The organism is uncultured Brachybacterium sp. (genome assembly GCF_947500705.1).
Lineage (GTDB): Bacteria > Actinomycetota > Actinomycetes > Actinomycetales > Dermabacteraceae > Brachybacterium.
This window is the reverse complement of sequence record NZ_CANMSY010000002.1, coordinates 477,882-497,442: the sequence shown is the minus strand read 5'-3', so window position 1 is coordinate 497,442 and position 19,561 is coordinate 477,882. Positions and strand designations below refer to the sequence as shown.

Sequence of the window (19,561 nt, the reverse complement as noted above, 5' to 3'; positions counted from 1 at the left end):
TGCCACCTGGTCCTTCGTGTCGTCGTCGACGGTTCCGGCCAGTCTGGCATGCTCCCAGCGCGCTCCGGGGCGGAGCTGTCACCATGTCCTGATGGACGTCGAGCAGCTGGGTCACGAGATCACGGACCGCCTCATGCCCCAGGCTGCTCCCGCCCCCGGCTGGTGGATCCTGCTCGCGCTCGCCGTCGCGCTGGCAGCCGTGGTGCTGCCGCCGCTGTGGCGGCCGGCGCGGCTCGCGGTGACGATCGTGCACGAGCTCGGTCACGCGATCATCGGGATCATGCTGGGTCGGCGCTTCACCGGCTTCGTGGTCAGCGCCGACATGTCGGGGCACGCGGTCACCGTGGGCCCGCGCCGGGGCCTGGGTCGGGTGGCCTCCACCTGGGCCGGATATCCCGCGCCTGCGATCGTCGGCGCGGTGCTGGTCCAGATCTCCCTGCACGGCTGGGCGCGCACCGCACTGTTCGCCGCGCTGGTGGTGCTGGTGCTGTCCCTGGTCTTCACCCGCTCCCTGCACACCCTGGCCGCGGTGCTCGGCACCGCCGCCGGCGTGGGCGCGCTGTGGTGGTGGGGAAGTCCCGCGCTCGCCGCCCTGCTGACCCTGGCCGCCGGGGTGTTCCTGCTGCTGGGGGCCTGGCGGCACCTGGGTGCGGTGATGACCGGCGGCGGCCGCTCGGAGGATCCGGCTCAGCTCGCCCAGCTGACCCCGGTGCCGGCCTGGGGATGGCTCCTGAGCTTCGCTCTCGTGCTCGGCGCGTGCAGCTGGTGGGTGGTGGCGACCCTCGCACCGGCCGTGCTGTGAGCGCGGGAGTCGGCGCCGGGACATGGGCGCGCCCGTGACAGTTCGGGCCCGACGGCGGATGATCGGAGTTGGAGACCCCGAGCCCGGAGGTGGACGCCATGGAATGGATCAGCTGGCTCGCCCTGCTGGACGGGCACGACCATCTGATCGCCCGCGAGGTGATCCAGCGCGGGGTCGCGGCGGTGTTCATGCTCGCCTTCCTCTCGAGCTACCACCAGTTCCCGGTGCTGCTGGGGGAGCGGGGCCTGCTGCCGGCCCCTGAGTTCCTCGACCGGGTGGGCGACCGCGCCGGACCGACGCTGTTCCGTTGGCACCGCACCCCGTACAGCGATCGCCTGCTGCGGGCGATGTGCCTGGTGGGCATCGTGCTCGGTGCCACCGTGGTGGTGGGTCTGCCGCAGCAGGGGCCCGCCTGGTCGATGATCGCGGTGTTCGGCGCGATGTGGCTGCTGTACCTGTCGATCCATTCCGTGGGCCAGGTGTTCTACGGCTTCGGCTGGGAATCGATGCTGCTGGAGTGCGGCTTCCTGGTGGGCTTCCTCGGCTCCCACGCGGTCGCGCCTTCGCTGCTGATCCTGTTCTTCCTGCGCTGGATGCTGCTGCGCCTCGAGTTCGGGGCCGGGATGATCAAGCTGCGCGGCGACGATTCCTGGCGCGACCTCACCGCGATGGATCATCACCACCAGACCCAGCCGATGCCCGGTCCGCTGAGCCGGCTGGCCCATCTCGCGCCGCATCGATGGCACCAGCTCGAGGTGCTCGGCAGCCATGCTGTGCAGCTCGGGGTGATCTGGCTCATCCTGCTGCCGCAGCCGTTCGCCTCGATCGCGGCGGTGGCGGTGATCCTCACCCAGCTCTTCCTCGTGCTGACCGGCAACTACGCGTGGCTGAACTGGCTGACGATCCTGGTCGCCTGCGCGGCGATCAGCGACTCCTTCCTGCGCTGGGCGACCGGCGGGCCCTGGCCGGGCTGGGGTTGGGAGAGATGGCCGGCGCTCGGGGATCCCGTCGCGCTCGACGCCTCCCCGCTGTGGTGGCAGCTGCTGATCCTCGCCGTGTTCGCGGCCCTGCTCGTGCTCTCCTGGAAGCCGCTGCGGAACCTCTTCTCCTCCCGGCAGCTGATGAATGCGAGCTTCAACCGCTTCCACCTGGTCAACGCCTATGGGGCTTTCGGATCGATGACGGAGAGACGCTTCGAGGTGGTCATCGAGGGCACGCGCGCCCCGGACCCGGAGACCGCTGCGGAGGAGGAATGGCTCCCGTACGAGTTCAAGGGCAAGCCCGGGGACGTGAGCCGCCGCTCTGGGCAGTTCGCGCCCTATCATCTGCGGTTGGACTGGCAGATGTGGTTCCTGGCACTGCGTCCGGGGCCGCAGGCCTGGTTCGTGGCGCTGCTCGAGAAGCTGCGCAGCGGCGACTCCGGCGTACGGCGCCTGCTGCGCACCGATCCGTTCGAAGGCAGGGCGCCGACGGGGATCCGCGTGCGGTACTTCGAGTACCGCTTTGCGCGGCCTGCCGAGCGGCGGGGGAGCGGTGCGTGGTGGGTGAGGACCGACCTCGGGGTGATCGCCCGGCTGTGAGTGCGTAGGCTGGCCCCTGCTGCATCCGCCCATCCCGAGGAGCCTCATGTCCGCGATCGCCGTCCCGGCCCACCGTCCCGTCCTGGCCGACGCCCTGGCCCCGCACCGCACCCGAGTGCAGGACGCGGGCCTGGTGCTCGCCGGCGCCGGCCTCGTCGCCCTGCTCGCGCAGCTCACGATCCCGCTGCCGCTGGTCCCGATCACCGGTCAGACCCTCGGTGTGATCCTGGTCGGCGCGGCGCTGGGCTCCCGTCGCGGCGCGGCGGCCCTGCTGACCTACCTGCTGGTGGGGCTCGCCGGTGCCCCGGTGTTCGCCGAGTTCATGGGCGGGCCGGCCTCGGTCCTCTCGCCCAGCTTCGGCTTCCTGCTGGGCTTCATCCCCGCCGCCTTCGTGGCCGGCTGGTTCGCCGAGCGTGCCTGGGACCGCAAGCCGCTGCTGGCCATGGCCGGCTTCGTCGCCGCGAGCGTGGTGCCCTTCCTGCTGGGCGTGCCCTACCTCGCCATGATCCTCAACGCCGTGATGGGCGCGGAGCTGGGCCTGGGCGGGATCCTCGCCGCCGGGGTGTGGCCGTTCATCGCCGGTGGTCTGGTCAAGGCCGCGATCGCCGCGCTGCTGATCCCTGCCGCGTGGCGGGCGGTGCGCTCCCTCGACGAGCGCCGCTGACCCCCGCTGACGGTGGTGGTGCGGTGCCTCAGCCGCCCAGCACCGCCACCCGGATCAGCAGCGCCACGAGGGCCAGCGAGGGCAGGAACGTCACCGCGAGCCACACCTTGCGATAGGACAGGATCGCCAGGAATTCGCGCAGGGTGGCGCTGGGGACGTAGTAGTACGCCGTCGGCCCGCCGATCGCCTCGTCGTCGAAGCCGAGGCCTCGTGCCAGCAGTGCGGCGCGGAAGGCGTGGTAGCGGCTGGTGGCGACCACGTACGGCCCCTGGTGGCCTGCCTCGTCGAGGATCCGGTGCGAGAAGCGCAGGTTCTCCTCCGTGGTGCGGGAGGAGGTCTCGGCACGGACCCGTTCTGCCGGGATCGAGGCCTCCTCGAGCAGGTACTCGGCCATCGCCTCACCCTCCGAGCGGGGTTCGTCCTCGCCCTGGCCGCCCGAGGGCACCAGCAGCGGGTCCCCGCCGAGGGCGAGCTGTCGCTCCCGCTCCGTGACCGCACGGTCCAGCCGGTTGCGCAGCAGCTTCGGGACCTGGCCGTTGATCAGCCCGGAGCCGTGGATGATGATGCCGCTGGTGGCCAGCTGGCGCGGGAACAGCTGATAGGGGACCGAGGCGCACAGGAAGACGAGGAACGCCAGCCCGAGGTGCAGGGCGAGCAGCGCCACCAGCGCGCCGGCACCGAGGCCGAGTGGGGTCAGGGTGAGCACGAGCGCTCCGGCGGCCACCGGGGCGCCCAGCAGGGCGAGTCCCGCCACCCCGGAGAGCAGGTTCCCCAGGGAGCGCCCTTCCTTGCGCACCATCGTCAGGCCGTTGAGGACCAGGAAGACGCCCAGGACCAGCACCCCCAGCAGCGCCAGGGCGCCACCGGCGACCACCAGCAGCTCGCCCAGCGGCAGGGTGGTGGAGACCAGTCGGGACAGGGTCGAGACGCTCGAGTACAGCGCGATCAGCAGCAGCACCCCGTTGCGCACCCGTCGGCGATCGCGCCGGAACACCAGCAGGTACACCGCCCACCAGAAGGCGGTCCCGATCAGTGCCCCAAGCATCCGCAGCTCCTCATGTCGTCCTGCCCCCATCGTTCCACGACCTCCGCACAGATCGTGCCGCCGGGCGGTCCTACACTGGGCCGATGGGCGTCGACGAAGATCCACCCGCCGCGGAGGAGGGCTCCGCGGACCGCTACCAGCGCGAGGAGTCAGCGGCGGAACGTCTGGACCGCAACTGGAACGAGCTGCTCCAGGAGATCCGGGTGCTGCAGACCGGGTCCCAGATCCTCGCCGCCTTCCTGGTGGTGCTGCCCTTCCAGGATCGCTTCGAGGAGCTCGACCAGGTCCAGGTCGGCTGGTACCTGGGCCTGCTGCTGCTCGCCCTGCTGATCGTCGCCCTGCTGCTGACACCGGTCGGGATGCACCGGCGGCTGTTCCGGCAGCGGGTCAAGGACGAGATGATCAAGGCCGCCAACACCCTGCTGCGCACCGCCATCCTGCTGCTCGGGGTGCTGCTGAGCGCGGTGGCGGTGTTCGTGATCGATGTGGTGCTCAGCCGTGGCATCGCCGTGGGGGCCGGCGTGCTGCTGCTCGCACTGATGGGGGTGCTGCTGGTGCTGCTGCCGCACCGGATCGAGCGGAAGGTCCCCAGCTGACACCGCGTCTCGCCGCGCAGGTGCAGGACGGCCGGCCCGCGCAGGAGCGCGGACCGGCCGTCCGAAGAGGCTGGGGGATCAGCGGGCCGGCGGCGCCGCGAAGGGCGAGACGTGCTTGCCGATGTGGGCGGCGAGGACGTCGGTGTGCTGGGCCTGGTTCGCCGCGACCACCGCGAGGAAGCGGTCGTGGATCGAGGCGCCGGAAGCGTCTTTCCCGTTCAGCGAGTCGCCGTAGCCCACGTGGAGGATCTGCCGGGCGTCGTTGGAGCGGATCAGCTCCAGCAGGTCCACGCCCTCGAGCGAGGTGGGGGTGCGGTCCTCCTGGGCGGAGACCTGGTAGCTCGCGCGAGCCTCCACGTAGGAGGCGCGGGAGATGTCCCAGATGGCCTGGAACAGCTCCGGGTCATGGGCGGCGACGATCTCGACACCGCACAGGTAGCTGGTGCCGGAGGTCTTCAGGTGCACCAGGCCCTGGGTGGCCTCGACGCACAGCGGGTAGATCGAGAACTTGTCCGAGCCCGAGTGCAGCGAGATCTTGTAGCCGCCGAACTGCTGGGAGATCGCGTGGTGCGCCTCGAGGTTCAGGCGCAGCTCCTCGGCGTCGCCCAGGAAGTCCAGGCCCTTCTCGAAGCCGTCCACATAGCGCGGGGCGAAGCTGAACCAGGAGGCGCCCAGGCGCGTGAGCTCCGTGGCCATGTAGAAGTGCTCGAAGAAGGTGGTCAGCCACTTCGTCTCATCGACCGCGAACTCGATCTCGATCTCATGCTTCGCGTTCTCGGTGGCGTGGCGGTACAGGCGCATCGACTCCACCACGGCGCGGCCGTACTTCACCGCGGCGACCAGGACGTCCTGCTCGGTGACCTCGACCTGCGAGTGTCCGACGTCCAGGGTCATGCCCACATAGCGCTGCAGCACGCCCTCGAGGCTGTCCTCGAGCTGCTCCCAGGGGAGCGCCGCGGCATCGGCCTCGGTGACCCCTGCGGTGACGTCGGCGACCATGTCGCCCGGGTCCAGGGTGAACATCACGAAGCCCGCCTCGAGGCCGCGGTCGATGCCCTCGGTGGTCTTGATGTGGTCGCAGTCGGCGCCGAAGCCGCTGTCCCAACCGGCCTCGACCAGGCCGAAGATCGCATCGTCCATCACCGACCGGGCGCTGCGGCCCAGGCGGTCCATCTCGCGGATCGACTGCTGGGCGAGGACGGGCATGACGCCGCGGCCCAGGGCGCCGAAGGCGCGCGCCTGGCCGGGGGTGGCCAGCCCGGTGCGGTCGCCGGTGCCGACGGAGGTGCGGTGGGCGCTGATCGTCTGCGGGCGAAGGGCCGGGAAGGCGGCCTGCAGCGCCGTGGCGTTCGCAGTGGACAGGGGGCCGGTCAGCACATGGCCGTCACCGGCGGCCGCCGCCTCTCCCTCGAAGGAGGTCAGTGCACTCGCCGCGGAGGCGATGAGCTGGAGCGAGCGGGCGGAGCCGTCATAGCGGATGCTCGCCTCGAGGGAGTCGTTGCGCAGGGTCATGAGGTTCTCCGTTTCGGCTGGGTGAGGGACGTCCGCTGTCCCGACGGCACCATCACCGTACAGCGTAAACGATTGCACACATTTGGCCTGCAGGGAAGGTCAGGATTCGGCTACTCTCTCCCTGTGGCTGCAAACTTTGCAGTCTGCGGAGGAGGCGAGCATGGCGGTGACGCTCAAGGACGTGGCCCAGCAGGCGGGAGTCTCGATCGCGACCGCGTCCCGGGCCTTCCAGCACCCCGAGATGGTCGGCTCGGACTCACTGGCCCGGATCCGGGCGGCCGCGGCCGAGCTCGGGTACAGCCCCAACCGCACTGCGCGTGCGCTGATCACCGGCCGTGCCGGGGTGTACGGGGTGATCGTCCCCGACCTCGAGAATCCCTTCTTCCCCGCAGTGCTCAAAGGCGCCCAGGCGCGTGCGCATCAGCTCGGTGCCCAGCTGCTGATCACCGACGCGGGGGAGTCCCCGGACGGTGAGCTGCCGCTGGTGCGCACCCTCGCTCCGCAGGTCGACGGGATCATGCTGTGCTCGAGCCGGATGGAGGAGGACTCCCTGCGCGAGGCCGCGACCCTGACCCGGCTCAGCCTGGTGAACCGGGTCTCGCCCGAGCTGCCCGGCGTCCACGCCGATCCCGAGCCGGGCATCCCCGCGGCGGTGCAGCACCTGCGGCGGCTCGGTCACCGGCGCCTCGGCTATGTGGGCGGGCCCGCCGTGAGCCGCTCCGACCAGGCGCGACGGTCCGTGATCAGTCGCATCTGCGCCGCGGCCGAGCTGGACTGGGTCGAGATCGGCCCCTTCCCTCCCACCGCCGACGGAGGCCGCGCCGCCGCCGAGGCGCTGCTGCAGACCGACGCCACCGCGGTGCTGGTCTACAACGACCTGATGGCCCTGGCGCTGATGGAGCGCCTGCGCAGCTACGGCGTGGACGTGCCGGGACAGATCAGCGTGGTGGGCTGGGACGACATCCCCTTCGCCGCCATGGTCACGCCGGGCCTGGCCACCATCCGGGTGCCGCGCTACGACATGGGTGCGCGGGCGATCGAGATGCTCCACCAGGGCGCCCATGAGGAGGGGGGCCCGGTGCATCTCGGGCTGGCGACGCAGTTCGTCCCGCGCGGCTCGATCGCACGGGCCGAGGGTGCGGGCCTCAGCGGGCTCAGCGGCCTCGGGTGATGCCGGGTGGGTGAGCTCGTGCTCTACGCTCCCTCCATGAGCGATCTCTCCACGTCGATCGGTGACGTCCCGGGCATCGGCCGGCCCGCCGCCCGCGCCCTGGCGGGCTCCGACCTGTACACCGTCGGCCAGCTCGCAGGCCTCGACTGGCAGCAGCTCACGCAGCTGCACGGAGTGGGCCCGGCGGCCGGGCGCCGGCTGCAGGCGGAGCTCGAGCGCCATGGCGCCTCGCTGCGCAATCCGCCCGCGCCCGAGCAGCGGCAGGACGTCGTGTCCAAGGGCGCGACGGGCAAGACCGCACCGGACATCGTCACCCACGCCACGGAGGTCGACCCGGCGCAGTACGTCGCCGGGCTCGATGCGCGCCGCAGCCGAGAGGGTGCCGTGCTGCTCGAGCTGTTCGGCGCGGCCACGGGGGAGCAGGCCACCATGTGGGGACCCAGCATGATCGGCTTCGGCGAGGTCCACTACCGCTATGCCAGCGGACGCGAGGGCGACACCTTCCAGCTCGGCTTCAGCCCTCGCAAGGCCGAGCTCGCGCTCTACGGCATCCAGGGCTTCCCGCGGTCCGAGGAGCTGCTGGATCGGGTCGGGAAGCACCGCCGGGGCGTGGGCTGCGTCTGGGTGCGCTCGCTGGACTCCCTCGACCTCGAGGTACTCCGCGAGCTGATCGCCCACGCCTGGGAGAACGGACCCGCCCCGACGGCGTGAGGGCGGCGCCCCCCCCCTCACGCCGCCTCCCTCGCGGGGGCGGCATCGGGCCGGCCACATCGCACGGTGCGGTACATTTCCACTCTCCGGCGAGGCCACCACTGCGGGAACGTAGCAATCGCCGGGAAAAGCCGGAAAAGCGGGAAAAGCCGTGCCGCCGCTTGCCGCTCGGGACCGACGAGAGTGAGGGATCCTGCTCATGCGGCGCCCGCGGGCGCGTGATGCTGTGCTCATGGGCGCGCGCGAGGGAGACGGCGGATCGTGCGGGGCCTATCGTGCACCTCGGATCCGTGCACCCCGGATCCGTGGACCTGCAGGGTGCCACCGGTCGTGGAGAGGACGGCGATGGGGATGTCGCAGCTGGAGCGCGGACGCGCCGAGAGACACCCGTTCAGGGGCCGACGCTCGAAGGCGGGCGTGCTGATCCTCGGGATCGGCGCGGTGATGGTGGTCCTCTACTCGGTGCTGTTCAAGATCCTGATGGCGCACGAGGCGGTGGACCACTCCTGGGCCACCGCCGTGTACTGGACCATCACCACCATGTCCACCTTGGGCTATGGCGACATCACCTTCACCACCGACCAGGGCCGGCTGTTCTCGTTGGGGGTGCTGCTCAGCGGGGTCGTCTACATGCTGGTGCTGCTGCCCTTCTTCGTGATCCAGTACGTCGTCACCCCCTGGCTGGACCGGCGCCGCGCTGCGCGGACCCCGCGGAAGGTGCCGCCGACCCTGCGAGATCACGTGCTGCTGGTGGGATCCGACGCGGTCACCCAGGCCTTCGCCGCCCGAGCCGAGCGCTCCCAGGTCGCCGCCGTGGTGGTCCTCGAGGACGCCGCGCTTGCCGGAGAGCTGCACGACCAGGGACGACAGGTGATCGTCGGCCCCCTGGACTCCGCGATGACCTATCGCAACGCCGGGGCGTCGCGAGCGCGCCTGGTGGTCTCCACGCTCTCGGACACCGCGAACACGAACGTCGCCTTCACCGTGCGCCAGGCCGCAGCCCGGGTGCCGATCGCGGTGACCGCGTCGAAGCCGGTCTCCGTCGACGTGCTCGGCCTCGCGGGCGCCGACCACGTGCTCGAGCTCGGTGCGGTGCTGGGCCGCGAGATGGCCTCGCGGGTGCTGGGCTCGACCGGACGGTTCCATGCCATCGGCTCCTTCGGCTCCACCCTCATCGCTGAGGCGGCGGCCCGCGGCACCCCGCTGGTGGGTCTCACGCTGGGGGAGGCGCTGCCCCTGCTGCGCTCGCGGGTGCGGATCCTCGCGATCATGCGCAAGGGCAGGCTGCGCGCGATGACCCCGGACCTCCGGATCACCGATGGCACGGTGCTGGTGCTCGCGGGGCAGGCAGCCGACCTCGCCCAGTACGACGAGCAGTTCCAGAGCGCGGAGGTCTCCGAGGAGCCCGTGGTGATCCTCGGCGGAGGCCGGGTGGGGCGATCCGCCTCCCGGGCGCTGAGCGACGAGGGGATCCCCAACACGATCGTCGAGATGATGCCGGGGCGGGTGGAGAACTCGTACTCGGTGCTCGAGGGAACGGCGAGCTACGCCGTGGTCGAAGGGGATGCCGCCGATCAGCGGATGCTGCGACGGGCAGGCCTCGAGCATGCCTCGGCCGTGCTGGTCACCCCCCGGGACGACGACCTGAACGTCTACCTCACGCTGTTCTGCCGTCGCCTGCGCCCCGAGCTGCAGGTCGTCTCCCGGGCCACCTACGAGCGCAACGTCGCCACGCTCTACCGCGCCGGGGCCGACAGCGTGCTCTCCTACGCGACGACCGGCGCGACCGACCTGTGGAACCATGCGGGTCTCAGCCATCGGGTGCTGGTCGCCGAGGGCAACGAGCTGTTCCTGGTGCCGCGGCCCGCCTCCCTCGTGCGCCGCTCGGTGCGCGATGACGAGGTGCGCCGCAGGACCGGCTGCCACATCGTCGCGGTCCTGGACGAGGACGGCACCGTGGGCTATGACACCGAGTCGATCCCCTCCGCCCCCGGGCAGCTGCTGCTGCTCGGCGACCGGCATGCCGAGCGCCGCTTCCGCCAGGTCTACCTGGGACGTCGCAGGCTGCGCCGCTAGGCTGAGCGGCACCCTCACCCTCGTCAGGAGACCCATGCCGTCCGCATCCGCGCCCTCCGCATCCGCGCCGTCCGCACCCGTGAAGCTCGCCGTGGGCGATGCCGCCCCCGCCTTCGACCTGCCCGCCGCCGGCGGCGGCCGGGTCGATCTCGCCGCGCTGCGCGGTGCCCCGGCGCTGCTCTGGTTCTACCCCGCGGCGAACACCTCCCTGTGCACCACGCAGGCCTGCGACCTGCGGGACAACCACCAGCTGTTCCTCGACGCGGGCTACCGAGTGATCGGGGTGTCCCCGGATCCGGTGGCAGAGCTGGATCGCTTCATCGCCGAGCAGGAGCTCCCTTACACGCTCGCCTCCGACGAGACCCACCAGGTGATGGAGGCCTACGGGGCGTGGGGTGAGAAGAACATGTACGGGAAGCTGGTCCAGGGCACCATCCGCTCCACCTTCGCGATCGACGCCGAAGGCATCCTGACCTTCGTGAAGTACCGCGTGGGCACCCCGAAGCACATCGCACTGCTGCAGGAGAAGCTCGGCCTCTGATCGCGTTGCTCACACCTATGGCGTGATCTGCCCACTCTCGCTTTGGTGCACTCCCCGGCCTCCCGTATGCTGTGGCGGCGTGCTGCGCGAGAGCCGGCACCAGGAGACGTGGCAGAGCGGCCGAATGCGCTCCCCTGCTAAGGGAGTAGGCGACAACAATCGCCTCGGAGGTTCAAATCCTCTCGTCTCCGCCGATGGCCGATCCTGATCGGCCGGACGGCATGAAGAAGGCCCCGACCCTGCGGAGGACCGCGGGGGAGGGGCCTTCTCGCGTCCCGGAGGGCGGGACGGTCGGCTCAGGAGGTCGGGCTGTCCTCGCCGAGCGTGGTCCATTCGGGGCCGTCGGACTCCAGCAGATCGGGATCGCGCACCACATCGTGCTGGCTCGCCCCGCTGCGCAGGCGGGTCGCCAGCTCCTGCAGGGTCTCGCGGAGCACGGCGCGGGCGCGTGAGGCATCGCCCGCCGAGAGCGCCTCCAGCAGCGCTTCGTGGACGGCGGTGATGTCCGCCCGCACGCCGAAGCCGCGAGGATCCGAGAAGCTCCCCATCCGGGTGAGGATCACGATAGTGCTCATGGCGGAGACCAGGAACCGGTTCCGTGCGAGCTCGGCGATCTGCTGATGCAGTTCGAGGTCCGCATTGCCGGCCTCGATGACCTCTTCCGCCTCGAGCGCGCGACGGGTCCGTTCGAGGGCGTCCCGCAGCGGGGCCAGCAGCGCCTGTGCGGCGCTGTCCGCGCCGTCGGCCCGCAGCGCGCTGACGCGATCGGCCACGATCGAGACGGCCTGCATCTCGATCCCCAGCCGGTAGTCGATGAAGTCCGACATGGTCTCGGCATCCATCGTGGTCACGAAGAGGCCGCGTCCCGGGATCTGGGTGAGCAGGCCGTCCCGCACCAGGCGCTGGCAGGCCTCCCGCAGCGAAGAGCGCGAGATTCCCATCTGCTTGGACACCTGCACCTCGGGGATGGTGTCGCCGGGCCGCAGATCACCGAAATAGATCGCATTGCGGAGCTCGAGCTCCGCCTGATCGATGATGGAAGGTCGGCGGATGGGCTGCATCATCGGCAGCCGGACCGTCTCCTGGCGAGGTGTCATCGCATCCTCCTGTGCTCGAGCGCGTTCCGCGCGGGGCGTCACCCCATCATCCGTCCTCGAGCCCGTGCAGGCACGCCCGTGTCGAGTCATCGCCGTCACATCTCGACCAGCAGACGGCCAGCGGCCCGGGTCACGACACCATCACGAAAGCGTGCTCGGGTCGAGGCTCACCCCATGATGCCCGCTAGCGTAGGCGTGATCCGAATTGCTGATCTGCGGATTGTCGGACACCAAACGGTGTCGTCCCTCACCGCAGAGCACGAGACATCACGTCAAGGGAGCACCTCATGCAGAACCGCCGAAACTTCATCCGCGGAAGCGGACTGGTCCTGTCGGCCGCCGCACTGGGCGGGCTGGCCGCCTGCAGCCGCACCAGCACCGGGGGCGGCGAGGACACCGGTGGCAGCGGCGGGAGCGACGGCGGTGGCGGCGGGGGCGACCTGCTCAGCCAGCTGCAGGAAGCCGGGACGATCACCGTCGGCTTCGCCGGCGAAGCCCCCTACTCGTTCGAGGAGGGCGGCGAGCTGATGGGCGCGACCCTCGCCCTGCACCGCGAGATCTTCGGCGAGCTCGGCATCGACAACGTCGAGGGCAAGCTCACCGATTGGGGCTCGCTGATCCCGGGTCTGAACTCCCGGCAGTTCGACGCCGTCAGCGCCGGCATGTCGATCCTCCCGGATCGCTGCGCGCAGGCCGCCTTCAGCGAGCCCGAGTTCCAGTACACGACCGCGCTGATGGTGCCCACGGGCAACCCGGAGGGCCTGGTGGACATGAACTCCTTCGTGGACTCGGGTCTGACCGTCGCCACCATGTCCGGCGCGGTCGAGTCCGACTACGTCGCCGCGCTCGGCCTGGACAGCATCGAGGTCGGCGGCCCGCAGGACGGCGTGGATGCGCTCAAGGCCGGCAATGCCGCGGCCTTCGCTCTCACCGCGATCTCCTTGAACTGGCTCGCCGACAACACCGTCGACGACGTCGAGGTGACCGAGAGCTTCGTCCAGGAGATCGACGGCGTGAAGCAGGTCGGTGCGGGTGGCACCGTCTTCCGCCAGGAGGACACCTCGCTGCTGGACGCCTACAACGAGAAGCTCGCCGCGATCATCGGGGACCCCGAGCGCTACCTCTCGATCGTCGGCGAGTTCGGCTTCAGCGAGGAGGAGCTGCCGCCCGCGGAGATGACGAGCGAGATCCTCTGCAGCGGTGATCTGTCGTCCCTGCAGTGATCCCGGGTTCCATCCATGACGCCGTCCCGGCGCACCCCTCAGCGGGCCGCGCCGGGTCGCTCGTCGTCGAAGAGGTGATGTCCTGATGGACGGAGTGATCGGCTTCCTCCAGGATCTCGGCCCGAACCTCCAGCTGGTGCTGGACCGGATGCCGTTGATCCTCGATGGACTTCAGGTCACGCTGCTGACCACGGTCCTGGGTGCGCTGCTCGCGCTGGTGATCGCGTTCGTTTTCGGCCTCGCACAGCTCTCGAAGGTCATGATCGTGCGCGGCGTGGCCCGCGTGTTCGTGGAGTTCTTCCGCGGCACCTCGCTGGTGGTCCAGCTGTTCTGGCTCGCCTTCGTGCTCCCGCAGCTGCCGTATCCGCTCGGTTTCCGGCTCGAGCCGCTGCTGGTGGGCGTCCTCGCCCTCGGCCTGAACTACGGGGCCTATGCCGCGGAGGTCGTGCGCGGATCGATCGGCTCGGTGCCCAAGGGGCAGTTCGAGGCGATCAGCGCACTCAGCCTGAGCCCGGCCCGTGGCATGTTCCGGGTGGTGATCCCGCAGGCCTGGGCCTTGATGATCCCGTCCCTGTCCAACCTGTGGATCCAGCTGCTCAAGGGCAGCGCCATCGTCAGCACGGTGCTGCTGTACGACATCTTCTTCCAGGTCGAGCAGCTGCGTGACCGCACCGGCACCTGGTTCGCGTACTCCTTCGCGCTGCTGGCCTACTACCTGATCGCCTGGCTGATCGTGATCCTGATGAACGGACTGGAGATCCGCGCCAAGCACCAGATCGGTCGCGGCCCGGCATTGCGCACGGCATGGCGCTCGCTCTTCCAGGCACCCGGCACCACCCCCTCAGGAGGGCGCACGGCGCGCGTCGTCCGTGATCGCTCCGTCGCGGCCTCCGGCACGCCGATGGGAGGTGGTCTGGCATGACCCCGCAGAATTCCTGGTGGAGCTGGGACCACGCCTTCGCAGTCCTTCCCGACCTGCTGTTCGAGGGCTTCAAGATCACGCTGGTCGCCACCGTGCTCGGCACCCTCATCGCCCTCGTCCTCGGACTGGTGGTGGCGATCATCCGGCGCAGTGCGCCGAGGATCATCAGCACCCCCTTCACCTGGGTGGTCGAGTTCATCCGCATGACGCCGCTGGTGGTCCAGCTGGTCTTCGCGAACCTCGTGCTCTCGCCGTACGTCGACTCCTCGCTCTCCATCGGCATCTGGGTGCTGGGCATCCACTACACGACCTATATGGCCGAGGTGTACCGCGCCGGCATCGACTCGGTGCCCAAGGGCCAGTGGGAGGCGGCCACGGCCCTCTCCCTGCCGCGGATGCGCACCTGGCGAGCGGTGGTCGTCCCCCAGGCGATCCGCAACACCGTGCCGGCCCTGGGCAACTACGCGATCTCCATGTTCAAGGAGACCCCGTTCCTGTTCGTGATCTACGTCCCGGAGCTCCTGAACGTCGCGCAGAACTACGGCTCGACCTACTTCCGGTACACCGAGGCGATCACCCTGGCCGGCCTCATCTTCCTGGCGGCCAGCTATCCCACCTCCCTCCTGATCCGACGACTGGAGAAGAAACTTGCCTGAGAACACTGCGCACCCCGGCGTGCCCGGCGTGCCCCACATCGAGTTCCGCGACGTGGTCAAGAAGTTCGGTGACAACACCGTGCTCGACGATCTGAACTTCACGGTCACCAAGGGCGAGCGCGTCACCCTGATCGGACCCTCCGGCTCGGGCAAGACCACCATCCTGCGTCTGGTGATGACGCTCGAAGAGCTCACCGGTGGATATATCGACATCGCCGGGAACCCCCTGCAGTACGAGGAGCAGGGCGGCAAGCGCGTGCGCATCCCGGACAAGCGCCGCCGCCGCACCACCACCGACATCGGCATGGTCTTCCAGCACTTCAACCTGTTCCCCAATATGACCGTGATGGAGAACATCATCGAGGCCCCGGTCAACGTGATGGGGCTCAAGAAGGCCGAGGCCGAGGCCAAGGCGGAGACGCTGCTGGACAAGGTGGGGATGGGGTGGAAGAAGGACGCCCGCCCCTCGGAGCTCTCCGGGGGCCAGCAGCAGCGCATCGCGATCGCCCGGGCCCTGGCCATGGATCCGGAGATCCTGCTGCTGGACGAGGTCACCTCGGCGCTGGACCCCGAGCTGGTCGGAGAGGTGCTCGCGGTGCTCAAGGACATCGCCGCCGAGACCGACATCTCGATGCTGATCGTCACCCACGAGATGCAGTTCGCGCGGGAGGTCTCCGACCGCGTGATGATGTTCGACAAGGGGTCCGTGATCGAGGAAGGCCTGCCGGACAAGATCTTCAGCGAACCCGAGAACCAGCGCACCCAGGACTTCCTGCGCGCCGTGCTCTGAAAGACCCGTCGCGGACCGCAGGCTGACCTGCTGCGGTCCGCGGACTGTCCCCTGCGGGTGCGCCGACGGCTCCTCGCTGTAGTCTGTGCCCGTTCGTTCCGCGCCGACGCGGTCGCCCTGCTTGTGTCGGCGGCCGCTGCTCGGCGTGCCGACCCCAGGAGGCCCTGTGCCAGATACCGACGCCATCGCCGTCCCGACCTTGACGAGCGAGTTCCCCGTCGTCGGCGACGATCCCCATATCGACGCCCCACTGCGAGCGACCGTCCGACGACTGTCGACCCTGCTCGGCCGCACGCTGGCCGACCAGCACGGTCAGGAGATGCTCGACCTCGTCGAGCAGGTCCGCAAGCTCACCAAGGATGCGAAGTCCTCGGACTCCGAGGCCAGCGCCCAGGACGTCCAGAACCGTCTCGCCGAGCTCCCCATCGAGCAGGCCACTGCTCTGACCCGGGCGTTCGCCCAGTACTTCCTGCTGGCCAATGCGGCCGAGCAGGTCTACCGCGTGCGCTCCCTGCAGGAACGTCCGGCCTCCGAGTCCTGGGTCCCGCGCACCGTCGCGGCCGTCCACGAGTCCGTCGGCGCCGAGGGTCTGCAGCAGGCGGTCGACTCGCTCGACGTGCGCCTGATCTTCACCGCTCACCCCACGGAGGCATCACGCCGGGCGGTGCTGACCAAGCTCCGCAAGATCTCGGACATCCTCGAGAACGACACCGAGGACGGCAGCTCCGAGCGGCGCCGGCAGGATCACCTGCTCTCCGAGCTCATCGAGTCCCTGTGGCAGACGGACGAGCTGCGCCGCCAGCGTCCCACCCCCCAGGACGAGTCGCGCAACGTGCTCTACTACCTGACCCAGCTGTACCGCCAGACCATGCCGGGCTTCCTCGACGACCTGCGCGAGGAGCTGCGTGCCCATGGTGCAGACCTGCGCGAGCGCCAGGTGCCGCTGCGCTTCGGCTCTTGGATCGGCGGCGACCGCGACGGCAACCCCTATGTCACCGCGGAGGTCACCCGCGAGGTGCTCCAGATGCAGGCCGAGACCGCGGTCGAACTCGCGATCGATGTCGTCTCCGAGCTCATCGGCGATCTGTCGATCTCCAGCGAGATGACCGGTCAGGACGAGGAGCTGCGCGCGAGCATCGACGCGGACCTCGCCTTCCCGTCCGAGGTCGACGAGGTGCAGCAGCGGATGTTCGAGCAGGAGCCCTACCGCCTCAAGCTCGGCACCATGCGCGCCAAGCTCAAGGCCACCGGCGAGCGGATCCGCACTGGCGCACCGCATGTGCACGGCAAGGACTACTACGACTCCGAGGAGCTGCAGGACGACTTCAGCGTCCTGCGCGGCGCTCTGGCCCGCCACGGCGGCCGCCGCGCGGCCGACGGTGCGATCGCCGTCGCCCAGCAGGTCCTCGCCGGATCCGGCCTCAACCTCGCGGTCCTCGACGTGCGCGAGCACTCCGAGAAGCACCACGACGTGCTGGCCCGTCTCTTCGACCGCGTCGGAGAGCTGGACCGGCCCTACATGGAGCTCAGCCGCGAGGAGCGCACCAAGGTGCTGGCCGCGGAGCTCGCGAGCCGGCGCCCGCTGGTCGGCACGGCGCTCGCCGAGGACGAGACGATCCTCGATGACGCCACCCGCACCACCTACAAGGTGTTCGGCGAGATCCGGGACGCCCACCGGCAGTACGGCCAGTCCTCGATCGAGACCTACATCGTCTCGATGACGCACGGAGCTGACGACATCCTCGCCGTCGCCCTGCTGGCTCGCGAAGCCGGCCTGGTCACCCTGCCCGGCGGCGACCAGAACCGATCGGACATCAGCTTCGCGCCGCTGCTCGAGGAGGTCGCCGAGCTGCGTCACGCCGGGGAGATCCTCGACGAGATGCTCAGCGATCCGTCCTACCGGGAGATCGTGCGCCTGCGCGGCGACCTCCAGGAGGTCATGCTCGGCTACTCCGATGGCAACAAGGACTCCGGCGTCATCACCAGCCAGTGGGAGATCCACCAGGCGCAGCGGCTGCTGCGCGATGCCGCCGCCCGCCACGGGGTGACCCTGCGCCTGTTCCATGGCCGCGGCGGTTCCGTCGGCCGCGGCGGCGGCCCGACGTACGACGCGATCCTGGCCCAGCCGTACGGCGTGCTCGAGGGCGAGATCAAGTTCACCGAACAGGGTGAGGTCATCTCCGACAAGTACACGCTGCCCACGCTGGCCCGGGAGAACCTGGACCTGTCGCTGGCCGCGGTGCTCGAGGGCTCGGCGCTGCACACCACCCCGCGCTCGACGCCCGAGCAGCTGGACCGCTTCGGCGAGGTCATGCAGCAGGTCTCCGATGCCTCCTATGCGCGCTATCGCACGCTGGCGGACGACCCGGACCTGCCGGAGTACTTCGTGACCTCGACCCCGGTCGAGCAGCTCGGAGACCTGAACATCGGCTCGCGGCCCTCGAAGCGCGCCACCTCCGAGAAGGGCCTGGACGGCCTGCGGGCTATCCCGTGGGTGTTCGGCTGGACCCAGTCGCGGCAGATCGTGCCCGGCTGGTTCGGGGCCGGCTCCGGCCTGAAGGCCGCACGCGAGGCGGGGCTCGAGCCCGATCTGCACGAGATGTACCGCAACTGGCACTTCTTCCGCACCGTGATCAGCAACGTCGAGATGACTCTCGCGAAGACGGACATGGCGATCGCCGCGCACTACGTGCACTCGCTGGTGCCGGAGCGGCTGTGGCCGCTGTTCGACCGCATCAAGGCGGAGTACGAGCTCTCGGTCGCCGAGATCGAGCGGCTCACCGGGGTGCTGGGCCTGCTGGACAATCAGCCGGTGCTCAAGCGCACCCTCGCGGTGCGCGACCGCTACCTGGATCCGATCTCCTACATGCAGGTTGCGATGCTGCAGCGGGCCCGTGCCGCCACCGAGCGTGGTGAGGAGCTCTCCCCGGAGCTCCAGCGTGCACTGCTGACCACCATCAACGGTGTCGCCGCCGGGCTGAAGAACACCGGCTGATCGCGTCGCGCGGGCGGCTGGCGCTCGCGGCTGGGCCTCGCGCGCGGCGGGCGCCGCTCCGCACCGAGAACGACCTTCGGACCACCTTCCACTGCGGAAGGAGGTCCGAAGGTCGTTCTCGTCATGTCGGGCGGGCTCTCCGCCGGGGGCGACCCCCGTCAGCGCCGCGCGGTGCCGTCGACGGCGAACTCGTCGATGCGGAGGAGTTCCTCGTCGGTGATCTCGAGGTTCTCGAGGGTGGCGATGTTCTGCTCGAGCTGCGTCACCGAGGAGGCGCCGACCAGGGCGGTGCTCACCTGCCGGTGCCGCAGTGCCCAGGCCAGCGCGAGCTGTGCCAGGCTCTGACCGCGATCATGGGCGATCTGGGACAGCCCGCGCACCCGGGCCTGGTAGTCCTCGTCCTGGACCTGCTGCTCGGAGAGCGAGGACGAGGAGCCGGCGGCACGGGAGCTCTGCGGCACACCGGAGAGATACCGGTTGGTGAGCAGGCCCTGCTGGAGCGGGGAGAAGGCCGCCAGGCCCACCCCGAGCTCGCTGACGACGTCGAGCAGGCCATTCTCGATGTGCCGGTTGAACATCGAGTACGAGGGCTGATGGATCAGCAGCGGAGTGCCGAGACCAGCGAGGATCCGTGCGGCCTGCCGGGTCCTCTCGGGGGAGTAGTTCGAGATGCCGACGTAGAGCGCCTTGCCGCTGCGCACCGCATGGGCGAGCGCTCCCATCGTCTCCTCGAGCGGGGTCTCGGGATCCTCACGGTGGTGGTAGAAGATGTCCACGTACTCCAGCCCCAGGCGGTCCAGGGACTGATCCAGCGAGTTCAGCAGGTACTTGCGAGACCCACCGTCGCCGAACGGCCCGTCCCACATCCGGTAGCCGGCCTTGGTGGAGATCACCAGCTCATCGCGGTGGTCGCGGAAGTCCTGTGCGAGGATGCGGCCCACCTGGGTCTCGGCGCTGCCCGGGGGCGGGCCGTAGTTGTTGGCCAGGTCGAAGTGGTTCACGCCGAGGTCGAAGGCACGACGGACGATCGTGCGCAGGGTGAACGGGTCGCGGTTCTCGCCGAAGTTCTGCCAGAAGCCCAGCGAGATCGGTGGCAGCAGCACGCCGGATCGGCCGACACGACGGTACGGGGTGCGGTCGTAGCGAGCGGGGGAGGGGCGATGGACGTCGGTGCTCATGC

17 protein-coding genes and 1 tRNA gene are annotated in these 19,561 nt (G+C 69.9%); 14 read left to right on the top strand and 4 right to left on the bottom strand.

The window, feature by feature from the left end; all coding sequences use genetic code 11:
- The first annotated feature begins 91 nt into the window (after positions 1-91).
- The 3 genes from Q0937_RS05395 to Q0937_RS05385 all read left to right on the top strand — a co-directional run bounded on the left by Q0937_RS05395 (position 92) and on the right by Q0937_RS05385 (position 3,046).
- Complete coding sequence (locus Q0937_RS05395; protein WP_299300496.1) at positions 92-802, top strand: M50 family metallopeptidase; 711 nt, start codon at positions 92-94, stop codon at positions 800-802.
- 98 nt (positions 803-900) lie between these two features.
- Positions 901-2,382 carry a lipase maturation factor family protein gene (locus tag Q0937_RS05390; protein ID WP_299300494.1) on the top strand — a complete coding sequence of 494 codons (1,482 nt, stop codon included), beginning with the start codon at positions 901-903 and terminating at the stop codon, positions 2,380-2,382.
- 46 nt (positions 2,383-2,428) lie between these two features.
- Positions 2,429-3,046, top strand: coding sequence for a biotin transporter BioY (locus Q0937_RS05385; protein WP_299300491.1), 618 nt, complete (start codon positions 2,429-2,431; stop codon positions 3,044-3,046).
- A 28-nt stretch (positions 3,047-3,074) separates the two neighbouring features.
- On the opposite strand, the gene Q0937_RS05380 is transcribed toward Q0937_RS05385, so the two are convergent.
- The gene (locus tag Q0937_RS05380; protein WP_299300488.1) at positions 3,075-4,091 is read right to left on the bottom strand and encodes a YdcF family protein; all 1,017 of its coding nucleotides are present in this window, start codon (positions 4,089-4,091) and stop codon (positions 3,075-3,077) included.
- A gap of 83 nt (positions 4,092-4,174) precedes the next feature.
- On the opposite strand from Q0937_RS05380, the gene Q0937_RS05375 reads away from it, so the two are divergent.
- Positions 4,175-4,687, top strand: coding sequence for a DUF6328 family protein (locus Q0937_RS05375; RefSeq protein ID WP_299300485.1), 513 nt, complete (start codon positions 4,175-4,177; stop codon positions 4,685-4,687).
- Between the two features lie 78 nt (positions 4,688-4,765).
- On the opposite strand, the gene Q0937_RS05370 is transcribed toward Q0937_RS05375, so the two are convergent.
- On the bottom strand, positions 4,766-6,199 hold the full coding sequence (locus Q0937_RS05370; protein ID WP_299300482.1) for a tagaturonate epimerase family protein: 1,434 nt from the start codon (positions 6,197-6,199) through the stop codon (positions 4,766-4,768).
- A gap of 160 nt (positions 6,200-6,359) precedes the next feature.
- Between Q0937_RS05370 and Q0937_RS05365 the strand changes: the two genes are divergently transcribed.
- From Q0937_RS05365 to Q0937_RS05345, 5 genes are all read left to right on the top strand, one after another.
- The gene (locus Q0937_RS05365) at positions 6,360-7,370 is read left to right on the top strand and encodes a LacI family DNA-binding transcriptional regulator (RefSeq protein WP_299300480.1); all 1,011 of its coding nucleotides are present in this window, start codon (positions 6,360-6,362) and stop codon (positions 7,368-7,370) included.
- A gap of 36 nt (positions 7,371-7,406) precedes the next feature.
- Positions 7,407-8,081 carry a DUF1801 domain-containing protein gene (locus Q0937_RS05360; RefSeq protein WP_299300478.1) on the top strand — a complete coding sequence of 225 codons (675 nt, stop codon included), beginning with the start codon at positions 7,407-7,409 and terminating at the stop codon, positions 8,079-8,081.
- 351 nt (positions 8,082-8,432) lie between these two features.
- Positions 8,433-10,157: a TrkA family potassium uptake protein gene (locus tag Q0937_RS05355; protein WP_299300476.1), complete on the top strand. Its 1,725-nt coding sequence runs from the start codon at positions 8,433-8,435 to the stop codon at positions 10,155-10,157.
- Positions 10,158-10,191: 34 nt separating this feature from the next.
- Entirely contained in the window at positions 10,192-10,698 is a 507-nt protein-coding gene (locus Q0937_RS05350) for a peroxiredoxin (protein WP_299300474.1), read from the top strand.
- A gap of 102 nt (positions 10,699-10,800) precedes the next feature.
- Positions 10,801-10,889 (top strand) — tRNA-Ser (locus tag Q0937_RS05345).
- Between the two features lie 105 nt (positions 10,890-10,994).
- Here Q0937_RS05345 and Q0937_RS05340 read toward each other — a convergent pair.
- Positions 10,995-11,795 (bottom strand): GntR family transcriptional regulator, encoded by an 801-nt coding sequence (locus tag Q0937_RS05340; RefSeq protein WP_299300472.1) that lies wholly within the window; start codon positions 11,793-11,795, stop codon positions 10,995-10,997.
- A gap of 287 nt (positions 11,796-12,082) precedes the next feature.
- On the opposite strand from Q0937_RS05340, the gene Q0937_RS05335 reads away from it, so the two are divergent.
- The 5 genes from Q0937_RS05335 to ppc all read left to right on the top strand — a co-directional run bounded on the left by Q0937_RS05335 (position 12,083) and on the right by ppc (position 18,381).
- A complete protein-coding gene (locus tag Q0937_RS05335; RefSeq protein ID WP_299300470.1) occupies positions 12,083-13,018 on the top strand; it encodes a transporter substrate-binding domain-containing protein in 936 nt (311 codons plus the stop codon).
- A gap of 85 nt (positions 13,019-13,103) precedes the next feature.
- Positions 13,104-13,940, top strand: coding sequence for an ectoine/hydroxyectoine ABC transporter permease subunit EhuC (gene ehuC / locus Q0937_RS05330; RefSeq protein WP_299300468.1), 837 nt, complete (start codon positions 13,104-13,106; stop codon positions 13,938-13,940).
- The gene (gene ehuD, locus Q0937_RS05325) at positions 13,937-14,596 is read left to right on the top strand and encodes an ectoine/hydroxyectoine ABC transporter permease subunit EhuD (RefSeq protein ID WP_299300466.1); all 660 of its coding nucleotides are present in this window, start codon (positions 13,937-13,939) and stop codon (positions 14,594-14,596) included. Before ehuC ends, ehuD begins: the two co-directional genes overlap by 4 nt.
- Positions 14,589-15,386 carry an ectoine/hydroxyectoine ABC transporter ATP-binding protein EhuA gene (gene ehuA / locus Q0937_RS05320; protein ID WP_299300464.1) on the top strand — a complete coding sequence of 266 codons (798 nt, stop codon included), beginning with the start codon at positions 14,589-14,591 and terminating at the stop codon, positions 15,384-15,386. The genes ehuD and ehuA overlap by 8 nt, the downstream gene beginning before the upstream one ends.
- Positions 15,387-15,552: 166 nt before the next feature.
- Entirely contained in the window at positions 15,553-18,381 is a 2,829-nt protein-coding gene (gene ppc / locus Q0937_RS05315) for a phosphoenolpyruvate carboxylase (RefSeq protein ID WP_299300462.1), read from the top strand.
- Positions 18,382-18,539: 158 nt separating this feature from the next.
- On the opposite strand, the gene Q0937_RS05310 is transcribed toward ppc, so the two are convergent.
- A complete protein-coding gene (locus Q0937_RS05310; RefSeq protein ID WP_299300460.1) occupies positions 18,540-19,559 on the bottom strand; it encodes an aldo/keto reductase in 1,020 nt (339 codons plus the stop codon).
- Positions 19,560-19,561 lie beyond the last annotated feature (2 nt).